Below are 12,270 nucleotides of genomic sequence, written 5' to 3'. Positions count from 1 at the left end.
TATGAACCACACGTCCCTATTTTTCCATCTCTGCCACATTGTATTTTAATTCCAGCCATATTGCGCGGTGAAATGGGTCATATTAGGCGGTAATATGGGCCATATTGCAGGCCAAAATGGCTGAGATTGAAACGCAAGGTGCAAGTCGTTGATTATCAATTCAGTTGACAGTTGACAAGTAAACGGGTGAATAAGTTGATTATTGTACAGTATGTAGGGACGCACGGCCCGTGCGTCCGCCCCGACAACCACCCCTATACGCTTTCCTTTCACCTTGAATGGGCACACGAACCGTGCATACCTACATCGCCATATGGGGCATATTGCATTGAAAAACGGGGTATTTGCAGACTCATTCGCCCTTTTTCGAGAGCGAAGAGAGTGTGTTTCTCCGGCTTTCAGCCGACGAGATAGCCGGCATAAAGCATGAGGTTCCATGCCAACAAGAAGCCCGTGAGGGCCAAGGTGACGATGCGGACGAGGTGAAGCAGGGCAAGATGGCGCATCAAAGTCTTGAAAAAGTAGGCCATGATGATGGGAAGTGTGCAAAGCCAATGGGCACCCATGATGTAAACTTCGTTGAGACCGAAGCCGAGAACGACGTGAATCAGCATGTCGAATGCCCAAAACGAGAGGGCAAGCCACATCAAACGGGCGTGCCGACCGCACCATATTCCGCAAAGAAAGAGCAGCACAACGAGCCCTTCGACAATGTAATTGAAGACATATCTGTACGTAACAATCAGCGGACGTTCGCGGAGTGTGTCTTGAAGAAGATGGTCTTGATGCAGCTGAATGGACTCCCCAAAGAGGTTTTCAACAACACTTGGCAGGCGAGGTGTGGTGATATCGGTCCATTGGCTGAACTCTCCTTTGGCGATAGGTTGGCCTTTATGCGCGTTCCAAGGCTGTTTATGATCGGCCAAATACTTTGCGTAAGCCTTCTTTTTTATCAGCTGTTTGATGGCCGATTCGATAGCCATTGAGTCCTTTAATCGCGTGGTATCGCGAAAAACGCGGGCCAGTTGGGCGTGCTCCCGCGCAGCTTTCGTGGCCTTAGCCTGCTGACGTGCCTCGAAAGAAGGGCGTTCATAGTGGTTCCATTCCAGCCGGGCAAGTCCCCAAAGCAGGGCCGACGGCAAGACAATCGCCAGCAGGAGATTGGCCGGATGCCAGAACCTTCGGCCGTTGGTGAAGGCGTTTGCCATGAATACCTTGATGCCGTTGTTGAGCGAGATGCCTGCCGTGAGCAGGAAGAAGAGCAGGGTCTGCCATTTGGTGAACCTGATTTTGCGCTTCATTTTCTTGCCGGCCACATAGAGGGTCAGCAGCAACATGAACATCGAAAGGGCGAAATGGTCGGGCACACTGACCGAAACCATCACGTAGGCAAAGCTGAAGAGCATCGCCGAAAGCAGCAGACTGTCGAACCGTGGCAGCACGATGACCTCGCGCAACAGGCGATAAAGGAAAAGAAAGCTGTAGAAACCGCAGAACACGAGCAGGGCTGCAACGACGAAAGGTGCGCAGTTCCGGCCCGTGAGGAGCATCAAACCTTGATTGATTTGATTGGGAATGAACATGAAAAATGCCAGCAACGGGTGGCGATAAATGTTGTAGGCAGTGTCCCAATCAGACACAACTTCATAGCTCAATGGGTCGAATCCCGAGATATGAAAGGTGCCGACAAACACCTTGTGATAGTCGGTTGTGAGCTGGGAGAAGCGGTCTAAGTACTTATAAACCACCAAACTGTTGAGCAGAACGACGTAGACGAGCATCAGAAAAGCTGCCCATCGCTCCTCTGCTTTCACTTTGAAGATGCCGAAAATCCTTTTCATTCCTGACAAATTTGGCTGCAATTTGAAGAAAAAAGGCCGGACGTGGCTCCTATTTCTCTATCAGACAGACAGCATAAGCGGCCATTCCTTCCTCTCTTCCCGTGAAACCTAATCGCTCGGTTGTAGTGGCTTTGATGGATATTTGGTCCTCATCAATGCCCATAACTGCAGACATACAGGTCTTCATTGCAGGCACATGAGGATTGATTTTGGGCCGTTCGGCACAGATGGTTGCATCGATATTGACCACTTTATAGCCTTTCTCGCCAATCAATTCCACAACACGTTGCAAGATAATCTTACTGTCCATGTCGAGCGTTTTCGCGCTGGTATCGGGGAAATGAAAGCCAATATCGCGCATGTTTGCAGCCCCCAAGAGGGCGTCACTCACTGCATGCAGGAGCACGTCTGCGTCACTATGGCCCTGAAGACCCATGGAATGGCCGATCTTTATGCCTCCCAACCAAAGGTCGCGGCCCTCAACCAACTTGTGGACATCAAAGCCCATGCCTACTCGTATCATGCTTTTCCAAATTGAATGGTTCGTGAATAGCGTTGCAACTGCCGCCCTTTACCGTTTAAAAATGTCCTTGATGCCGTCCATGTCAAAGGTCAACGTGAAGCGAAGCGTCTGGTCGAGGGGGTTGCTTTTGGCCGTCGCAATGACGTAACCTGCGTCGAGTGAGAAGGCACTCATCTTGAGACCGGCCCCCACGGTGAAGTATTTTCGGTTGCCTTTCGTCTCACTTTCGTGGTGATAACCGGCGCGGAGAGCGAACTTATCATTGTAGATATACTCGCCACCAAGGCTCCAACTCACCTCTTGAAGCTCTTCTTTAAGTCCTCCGGGTGCGTCGCTGAAGCTCTTGAAAATGCCACCTATGCTCGAAACATCATAGTAATCGCGCTGCAACCGCGTGTCGTAATCCACCTTTGACTCGCCATCTTTCTGTATGGGACGCGTCGGAACGAGCAGCTTGTTGGCGTCGGCAGCGATGGTAAAGCGGTTGAATTCGTCTACAGGAATCATCAAAGAGGCCCCCAACCGCATGTTCGTCGGAATGAATTCGCTGTTGTCTGTGCTTCCGAAGTTAATCTTACTACCGATGTTCGACAGGTTCAATCCGATGCCAAGCTGGCACTCTCGCTGTCCGATGTCAACGTAGTTTTGATAATAAGCGGCTATGTCTGCGGCGAAAGCACTGCCGGGTGAGGTCTCAGAAGTATAGTCGTAAGTGAGGTCAGAGTATATCCATCGCACGCCGGCTGATAGAGATAAGTGTTCACTCAGCATCAAAGCATAAGCCAAATCCACCGACATTTCGTAGGGATTGATGGTCATATCGTTGCTACCCGACTGTGAACTGCTCATCATAACCTCTCCCATATTGAAGTAACGGAGCGAACCTGAGACCGCACTATAGTCGCCGATGCGATAGTATCCGGCCAAGTTGGCCAAGTACATGTCGTTGACCAGTTCGCGCAACCAAGGCGTATAGTTGAGCGAAACGCCTGCCCTGCTGATGGTGAAAGGGTATTTTGCGGGGTTCCAATACTGTGAATTGACGTCCGGATCGGTTGCCGCTCCCACGTCACCCATGCCTGCTGCACGTGCATCGGGGGCGATTGTCTGCGACGTAACGGCCGTATAAACGGGGTTGAATATCTTGTTTTTGTCGATTTGCGCAGCTGCCGAAGCCGGCAACAGCAGCAATAAAGAAAGACCCATCAAGGATTTTTTCATATCGTTTCTTGTATGCTTGTATGAGAATTTAACGTGCACAGCGGTCAATTATTGCCCACAACGATGAGTTTCTGCGCCTTGCTTGCCTGCTCACTACCGTCAGATGAAATTTTAGCCCGATAGAGATAGACACCCGTTTTCAGTCGGCTTCCGCCATCAATGCACAGGTCCCAGTCTACCGTATAGGCGTTCGAGGTGGACACACCATACTCTTTGTGCCTCCAAAGCAGGCGCCCGCTCATGTCGAAGACCTCTATCTCGACGTCCATTCTACTGCCCGTTCGGTCGTGATTGATGATGAATTGCGTGGAAGTGGTGGCCGGATTGCGCGACAAAGCCACGCTGAAAAGGTTCGGACGCAGGCCCTTTTCGACCACGAAGTCAAGCCATGCGGTCGAAGAGTTGTTGAGAATGTCCCACGCTTTGAACTGCAACCGGTGCTTGCCCGGGCTGAGTTCGGGTATATTATAATAGGTATAGCCACGCGTATAGCTGCCGAAATCATACCGGAAGTAGTCGTTTAACACGTAAGTTTGGTTCATATCGCCATCGATGATAAGCTCCAAATCGTGACCGATGCCGCTTCCCGACACGTTGATACCGTCCTTATCGGCCACTTGGGCCACAAAGTAAGGCGTGGTATTCACGCGTCCTCCGTTCTCGAAAGCAGGCGAATTGAGGTAGCAATAGATGGAAGGTCCGATAGAATCGTTGGCGGTTTCGGCCGAACCGCCCACCAAAAAGCGGTCTGAAGCACCGTGGACAGCGAGCGAATGGTCGTCGTTTAATGCATAGATATTGATGAGACCACGACCGTTACTGTAGTTGATATCGCGCGGAACTGCAAAGGTGAAGCTGATTTTTCCGCCTCTTACGCTGTCCGAACCCATGAAAATCACCTTTGTGCGGTCGTAATATTGAAAAGCCGTATCAGCCTCGTTGGTGTCGTTGAGCCTGCAGGTTATCAGCTCACGTGAGTCGCGAACCGTCACTGTTGCAATGCCTTTGAAGTGCAGCATGCCCTCAATATGCCCTGCAATACGGGCCATTCCGCCGGCCTTGATAACCGGAAGGGTCGCATTTACAGCCTTTCCGTTGATCGAATCGATGATGATTTGCGGCTTGGGTAGGTTCAATCGGAGGGCAGGATCGCCCAAAAGAGCATATTGCAGCTTGTTGCTCGTGAGGTCCAATCCCTTGGTTATCATCTCCGTTCGGGCCAGTCGGGCAGCCTCTCCCAGCGTGTTGGCGATGCCGTTTGGCCTGTCTAAGACGTGTTTCAGATAGGCCATGTTCATCGGTTTGTTGTAGATTGCATACACGGTTCGCGTGGTTCCGTAGAAAGCCATGGCTCCTCCGCGTTCGTTAAGCAGTGCCGTTTCGCCGATAGTCGGCGTGGTTCCGTCGAAAGGCATGATGTCACAAGAGGCCGTTATCCATAAAGGTAGGTTCTTATTCGTGAAGGATGCGAAGTCATTAAGGCGCAGAACGGTTTCATGCGACAGCTGGATTTCGGAGCCATGGCCGGCATAATCCATGACGAGTGCACCGCGTTCTTGTTGCCCGATGATGGTTTTCCGCACATCAGGATAGGTGTATCCCGTGGCTGAACGCCCGCGTTTGTAGGCGTCCCACATGACTTTCTTCACCAAAAAGCCCGGATGTTGCTTCGCTGTTTCTTCAGCCGCGGTGTTTGCATCGTCCATGTGAAGGTTGTTGTTTCCGTCATCTCCCATGAACATCAGCGTGTTTTGCCATGCCCCGGCATTGGAGTTTGTGGTATAATCCAACGTTTTATCGACCATGATCTTGGCTTCATTGGCAGTCGAAACGGGGAAACGTCCTACCGCTATATCGGGCAAATCGTGCGTCTGCAAGGCCCCTCCTTCGCCGTCATCCAGCAGGGCAAAGAAGCTGTCGTCAACGAAACACTCAATGGCATTGAATGAATTCTCGCTCTCATAACACAGCAGATAGTCGGCGGGGTCAAGGCCTTTGGCCGCTGAAGTCAGCATGCGATTGTCCCAAAGGCAGTCGCCGAAGAGCAGCAGATAGCGGGGAATGTCGCCGGGCGTGGCCCTGTCGTAGAGCATTTTCATGTAACGGCGATACGCATTGGCGTCGGGTGTGCCACTGGAGAACTCGTTATAGAGCTCATCGGCAGCCACAATGTTCACCCGCAAGCCGTCTTTTTGCTCGTGAAAAGCCTTGAGTCGCTCGGCTTGCGCCTTGAGTTTGCGCGAAGAAGGAATGATAATCACCATGTCGGCTTGCCCGTCTGCGTGTCGGTTTTGATTGGGAATGACTCCCACAAGCTGCGGAACGGGAAAGTCGTTTTCTTTGAACCACGGGGCCGGAAAGGCCTTTTCCCACGCTATAGAAGCGTAATCGAGCCGCACAGTGCCCGAAATGGTTTTTATCTTCAGCGTATCCGCATTGCCAAGTGACTCGAACGGATAGCTTGCATGCTGTTCGTTGGCCTTGTCATACTCGCCCAAAAGGATGGAAAGCGAGCCAAGTTTGCGACTGTTCAGGCTGATTTCGACTTCGCTTTTCATACCGGCTGTCACGGCAACACTAAGGGTTCCGTGTTGCGGTTGGCTGGGTTTGGGCAGCAAGATGGTCTTGGTTTGCCCCACAGGAACAGCTTCTGGGTCGAAAAGATTGCGGCCTCCCTGATACCAAGCAAAGGCATCGCGCTCGTAAAGCGAGTGATAATCGTCGGGCGAAGGATAGAAATCGCGCAGGAAAGTCGTGGAGTCAACGGTCGAAGATGGCGTATCTGACTGCGTAAGGAAATAGTAACCAAAGTCCGAATAGGGGTTGCGTAGGCGTCTTGAAGCACCCTTTGAGGCCCACGAAATGGGCCCTTTCCCATGGAAAAGTCGCTTGCCTTCGACCACACACAAGGGCACTTCGCGTAGGTCGTCATACTGAATCAGGTCGGATTCTGTCAGCACTTCGCGTTGCAGATGGCCGCCATAGCCATAGAGATGCACCTTGTTGATGTCTGTAAAACCGGCTTTTCTGATCATCGACTCGGTGAGTTGATAAACGCCCGAAGCCGGTATTCGTATCTTTACCCAGCGTCCTTGCGCCAAAACGGACTGTCGCGCATAGCGGTCGGCTGCCGTACGGGTGGGCAAGATGCCGCTTCTCGGCTTGGCATGCGCTGTGGCAAACGACTCTACCTTCAGCATGAAGCTCGCTAAAATGGAGTAACGACCGTCGCGAAAGACCAGCGGAAGGAACGAAACCACAAGGGTGGGACGCTTCCGATCGAACGAAACGAACTGCCGAATAGCCGGCATCGCAGGCAAGGGTGCATCGGAAATGCGCTTGTAGCGGGCGACTTCGGCGCGCGACATCTCCGTGAATTCGGGATAAACGATACTGACTTGATAGACCGAGTCGGCGTAATTGTCGGCGAGGGGCAGGCTGTAGGTGAAGCGAGGCAACACGGAGTCAATCCTCACTTGGTCGTAAGTGAGGTTGAAGAAGCGTTGCGAAGCCTGTGCATTCAGGCTCAACAACAGCAACATCGCCATGAGAAATCGTTTGAAACAGCGTGTCATCGGCTCGCGTTGTCTGTCGTTTTCAGCTGTGAAAGCCTTATTTACAATTGAATGCCAACACTTTTTTGTCTTCGAGATAGCCCTCCAAATGGTCGTCAATCCGCACAGGTCCGCAGCCTGAAGGGCAGCCCGTGAAGAGCAAATCGCCCGTGCGCAGGGTGAAATATCTGCTGATATAGGCGATGATTTCGTCTACCGTGTAGAGCATGTTGCCCGAATAGCCCTCCTGAACGGGCTTCCCATTGACGTCAAGACGGAAGCGAAGCTGCTGAACAGGCTTGGTTTTGTCTGTCGAAACCCACGCGCCAAGCACGGCAGAACCGTCGAACCCCTTGCAAAGATCCCATGGTTGGCCGGCCTCGCGCAGCTTTTTCTGCAGGTCGCGTGCCGTAAAATCGATGCCCACCGTCACGGCATCATAGTACCGATGTGCAAACCTTACGGGAATCGTCTTGCCAAGTTTGCAGATACGCACCACGAGTTCGGTTTCGTATTCGATGCTTCCGAGGTGGTCGGGAATGAAGAATGGCTTGCCGTCTTTCAGCAATGCGGTGTCGCATTTGGTGAAAATGACCGGCGTTTCGGGCCTTTCAGCCTGCTCATGTAGCGTGAGATTGTGCAGCGCATAATTCATTCCAACGGCAAATATCTTCATCTTTGTGTTATTTGATGCTTGGGGACAAAGTTCGGTATAAATTCCCGAATGCGCAAGTATTTGCGGGTTTATGTTGCAAAGTGCATCAAGTTTGCCCGCTTCTTCCACCTGATGAAGGGCGAATTTCAGGGCACAGAAAAAACCGTTTCGGCGAAATTTGCCCGTGAAAACCTGCAAAGTGGCTGTAGGGACGCACGAGCCGTGCGTCCACTCAAGGAGAATGAAACGCAAATACACGGTTGTCGGAGCGGACGCACGGGCCGTGTGTCTCTACATGTACATGCGCAATCAACTTGCCCACCCGTTTATGCGTCACCTGTCAACTGAAATCCCCTGTACGAGCCGCATGATGCGGAGCCAATTGCCGCCCCATATCTTTTCGATATCGGCTTCACTGTATCTCCGGCGCAGCAGTTGGATCGTGAAATTGATGATTTCCGACGCATCGGCCATTCCTTTGATACCGCCGTCTCCATCGAAATCGGTGCCAACACCAACGTGATCGATGCCCATCACGCTGATGGCGTGTTCCAAATGGGCCACGGCATCGCGTATGGTGGCCTCGCCCGACTGCCTAAGAAAGCCGTGATACATCGTTGTTTGGGCCACACCACCCTTCGCTGCCAATGCCCGAAGCTGGTCGTCCGTCAGGTTTCGGGGCACGTCGCACAGGGCCTTACAGTTGCTATGACTGCAAACAATCGGCGTAGCACTGATGTCTAACGCATCATAAAAACTCTTTTCGCCACCGTGACTCAGGTCAACCATCACGCCAAGGCGGTTCATTTCGCGGATAACCTGCTCGCCGAAATCGCTCACTCCGCCGTGGGTTCCCGTGCCACGTGCGCTGTCGCAGATGGCATTGTCACCGTTATGACAGAGCGTGATATACGTGATTCCGCGGCGGGCAAAGTGCTCCACGTTCCTGATATCGTCCTCGATAGCCAGTCCGTTCTCTATTCCAAGCATAATACTTTTGCGGCCTTGCGCCTTATTCCGATAGAGGTCGTCGGGCGTTCGCGCCAAAGCCACATAGGCATTTTGGCTTTTTACAATGCTTTCTATCTGGTCAAAGATGCTGTCGGCATAGTGCTTGGGTGTCATTCCAGCCATTTCTCCCGGTTTGGGATGCTGAGGCAGATAGGCAACCATGGTCACTGCGTCGTGCCGTCCGTCGGTCATTTTGTGCAAATCATAGAGGATTCGCGGGTCTCTTTGCTCGAAATGAATGCCTTGGGGAAAGAACATCGGTGTGTCGCAATGGCTGTCGAAGGTCAGGATATGGCTGTGGAGACGTTTCGCTTTGGCGAATTCCGCACTGCGCCCCACGAGCCATTGAAAGAGTTTCAGGCCCATTTCTTCGAGCCATTCGGGGTGCCATTGCACGCCGATGACAGATTTTTCTTCGCTGCTTTCCATGGCTTCGACGATGCCATCGGGTGCAGTTGCCGTCACACGGAACCGCTCTCCGCAATCGCTGACGGCCTGATGATGGAACGAATTGACGTAGATTTTCGGCCCATAGAGGTCGAAAAGCATGCTTCCTTCGGCTATAGTGACACTGTGCGTAGGCTCGTTTCGGTCGGCATCTTGACTGTGTTTCAACTCCGTTTTGATGTCTTGTGCCACACAACCTCCCAGCGCAAAGGCCAGTGTTTGTATGCCCCTGCAAATCCCGAGCATGGGTATTTGCCGGTTATAGGCCAGTCGGACGAGGAGCAATTCTGCCAAGTCGCGCTCGCGATTGATGTGTCCCAAGACCTTCAAAGGCTCTTTTCCGGCCCACAAGGGATTGTAGTCGGCCCCGCCGGTGAGCACGATTCCGTCCAAAACATCAAGCGTATTGATGATCACATGCCTGTCGGCAACGGGCGGAATAATAAGCGGTATGCCCCCGGCCGCTATGATTTGACGATAATAAACACTGCGAATGGTGGCGTCGATATCGCTGTAATTGGCTGTAAGACCAATGAGTGGGCGACGCTCGGCCTCGGGAAATGTGGAATAAATCTCGTCGAGATAGGCGTCGAGATGAAAGCCTTTGTTCATGTTTTCCATCAGATGAATTGCTAAATCATTGGTCAGCATCGGCCTTTACGGGTACTTCCCGCTTGATGCTTTGCTCAAGTGAAATCAATGTTTCGGTAGAAACGACACCCGGAATGCTCTGCAGTTGATTGTTCAAAAGGTCCATCAACTGCTCGTTGTCCTTGGCATAGAGCTTCACAAGCATGGTGTAAGGCCCCGTGGTGAAGTGACATTCGACAATTTCGGGAATGGCATTGAGTCGCTGAACCACGTTCTTATACATGCTTCCCCGCTCAAGATTGAGTCCCACATACGTGCAAGTGGAGTAGCCGATGCTCTTGGGATTGACGTCAAATCCGCTGCCTGTGATGGCTCCATTATCCATTAAGTGCTGCACCCGCTGGTGAATGGCGGCCCGGGAAACGCCACACGAAGCGGCAACATCCTTAAAAGGAATACGCGCATTCTGCGACAGAATGCACAGAATCTTCTTGTCGAGGTTGTCAATCTTATCCATCTTTCTATGTTTTATCATTGCCCACGTGGGCCGGTTTAATGTAGCAAATATAGGCAATCTTATCGGATTAAACAACAAAATGCGCGAAAATCTTACGATTTCCGCGCATTTTGTAAACGTATCGAACGAATCTATTTCTCGATCTCCAGCAGTTCTACCGTGAAGACCAGTGTGGAATAAGGTTTGATTTGGCCTGCCTGACGAGCCCCATAGGCTAATTCCTGCGGTATACAAATCTCCCATTTACTGCCAACCGGCATCATTGTGAGCGCTTCGGTCCAGCCTTTGATGACCTCGTTGCACCGGAACGAATTGGTTTGCGGGTCACGTTTGTAGCTACTGTCAAAGACCGTGCCGTCTATCATTCGCCCTTCATACTTCACTTTCACCTTGTCTGTGGCCTTGGGTTTGGGACCGTTGCCGGCTACGAGTACCTTGTATTGCAGACCGGAAGGCGTGGTTTGCATGCCCTCTTTCTTGGCATTGGCCTTCAACCAGTCCTCGTTCTCTTTCTTATAAGCGGCATTACGCGTCTCAACCACCTGCTCGGCACGTTGCCGATAAAGTTTTGAAGCCTCGCTTTGTGCAAAGAACGTAGTATCATTCTGCAGGGCTGCAATGAAGCCTTTGATGAACATGGCCTGCCGAATGGAGTCAGCCGAGCCTTCAAAAGCCAGTTTCATGTTCGGCAGAATGCTACTGTTGACCTTATTGGCTATCTGCATTCCGGCTGCATAAGCCTTGAAAGCAGGGTCGTCAATGTGGGTCTGAGCCTCTTCAAAACCACGAATCACGTCGGCCATGTGCTCGGCATCGACGCCGAAACCCTGTTGCAAGTAGGGCAAAAGACCGTCGGTTGCAGCCATACCTGCAATATAACTGACCGTGTCCGAGGGCGAAACGAGCTTCACCGTAGGCTGTTGCACAGCGGTGTTCGGCTTTTTGTTCTTGTCCTTAGCCTGTGTATGAAGTGTAACGCCCGCCAAGATGACGAGCGTTAGCATGATGATTTTTCTCATTGCAGCGTTTATTTTGCGCCCAACTTAACCAATTCAATCTTGAAAATCAGCGCAGAGAAAGGCTTGATCTGACCCTGTTCGCGGTCGCCATAGGCCAACTCTTGAGGAATATAAACCTCCCATACGGAGCCAACCGGCATGTGAACGAGGGCATCGGTCCAGCCTTTAATCACCTGATTGGCCTTCAATGTGATAGGTTCTCCACGCTTATAGCTACTGTCGAACACCTTTCCATCGATCGTTTTTCCCTCATAGTTCACGACAACCGTCGATGTATCTTTCGGCATCGCACCTGTTCCTACCTTGATAACCTTATACTGTACGCCTGAAGGGAGCGTCTTTACGCCCTCTTTTTTCTTGTTGGCAGCAAGCCATTTCTCGCCAGCTGCCTTGTTGGGACCGTACTGTTGTTCCATGTTCTTAGCTTTGATGGCCATCATTTTGGTCTGTGCAATCTGCTGTGCCTGCTCAACGGTCATCTTCACCTTGTCGGTCTTGCCCGTAGTTCCAGCCACAAAGCCGGCCATGAAATTCTTCAAAGAGATGCTCTTTGTGGAATCTTGGCCGTAAACCTCGCTGTTGATGCCCTTGATCATCTGGTTTGAAATCTGCTGACCAATCTGGATTCCGGCGTAATAAGCAGCCTTTTTCTTGTCGTCTCCGGCGTTGGCTCCGTCGTTCAAACCCTTGATGAAGTCGTCCATATAGGTGGTATCGATTTGCATACGACCTACCAAGAAGTCCTTCAGTCCCTGTGTTTGCGCCATACCCATAGCGTAACTCATCGTGTCAACGTCGTTCTTTAGGTCGGCTTTTGGAGTAGAATTGCCGCAAGAAGCCAATGTTGCGGCTGCAATAGCCATAGCGGCTACGAATGCTAATTGTTTCATT

General features: G+C 51.6%; 9 protein-coding genes. All 9 read right to left on the bottom strand.

What is annotated here, in order from left to right; all coding sequences use genetic code 11:
• Window positions 1-398 precede the first annotated feature (398 nt).
• A complete protein-coding gene (locus tag HMPREF9944_RS04575) occupies window positions 399-1,841 on the bottom strand; it encodes a DUF6080 domain-containing protein (RefSeq protein WP_008564774.1) in 1,443 nt (480 codons plus the stop codon).
• A gap of 49 nt (window positions 1,842-1,890) precedes the next feature.
• Complete coding sequence (gene ispF, locus HMPREF9944_RS04570) at window positions 1,891-2,364, bottom strand: 2-C-methyl-D-erythritol 2,4-cyclodiphosphate synthase (RefSeq protein WP_008564773.1); 474 nt, start codon at window positions 2,362-2,364, stop codon at window positions 1,891-1,893.
• 48 nt (window positions 2,365-2,412) lie between these two features.
• Complete coding sequence (gene porV, locus HMPREF9944_RS04565) at window positions 2,413-3,570, bottom strand: type IX secretion system outer membrane channel protein PorV (RefSeq protein ID WP_008564770.1); 1,158 nt, start codon at window positions 3,568-3,570, stop codon at window positions 2,413-2,415.
• A 59-nt stretch (window positions 3,571-3,629) separates the two neighbouring features.
• Window positions 3,630-7,160 (bottom strand): type IX secretion system sortase PorU, encoded by a 3,531-nt coding sequence (gene porU, locus HMPREF9944_RS04560; RefSeq protein WP_052300149.1) that lies wholly within the window; start codon window positions 7,158-7,160, stop codon window positions 3,630-3,632.
• Between the two features lie 37 nt (window positions 7,161-7,197).
• Window positions 7,198-7,815: a fumarylacetoacetate hydrolase family protein gene (locus tag HMPREF9944_RS04555; RefSeq protein WP_008564767.1), complete on the bottom strand. Its 618-nt coding sequence runs from the start codon at window positions 7,813-7,815 to the stop codon at window positions 7,198-7,200.
• A 312-nt stretch (window positions 7,816-8,127) separates the two neighbouring features.
• Entirely contained in the window at window positions 8,128-9,864 is a 1,737-nt protein-coding gene (locus HMPREF9944_RS04550) for a membrane dipeptidase (protein WP_044113423.1), read from the bottom strand.
• 25 nt (window positions 9,865-9,889) lie between these two features.
• Window positions 9,890-10,360 carry an Lrp/AsnC family transcriptional regulator gene (locus HMPREF9944_RS04545; RefSeq protein WP_008564764.1) on the bottom strand — a complete coding sequence of 157 codons (471 nt, stop codon included), beginning with the start codon at window positions 10,358-10,360 and terminating at the stop codon, window positions 9,890-9,892.
• Window positions 10,361-10,491: 131 nt separating this feature from the next.
• The gene (locus tag HMPREF9944_RS04540; protein ID WP_008564763.1) at window positions 10,492-11,379 is read right to left on the bottom strand and encodes an FKBP-type peptidyl-prolyl cis-trans isomerase; all 888 of its coding nucleotides are present in this window, start codon (window positions 11,377-11,379) and stop codon (window positions 10,492-10,494) included.
• 8 nt (window positions 11,380-11,387) lie between these two features.
• Entirely contained in the window at window positions 11,388-12,269 is an 882-nt protein-coding gene (locus tag HMPREF9944_RS04535; protein ID WP_008564761.1) for an FKBP-type peptidyl-prolyl cis-trans isomerase, read from the bottom strand.
• Between the last annotated feature and the right edge of the window lies 1 nt (window position 12,270).

This window comes from Segatella maculosa OT 289, from assembly GCF_000243015.1.
In the GTDB taxonomy this organism is placed as follows: Bacteria; Bacteroidota; Bacteroidia; order Bacteroidales; family Bacteroidaceae; genus Prevotella; species Prevotella maculosa.
The sequence above is the reverse complement of the archived record's forward strand: the minus strand, read 5'-3'. Positions and strand labels throughout refer to the sequence as shown.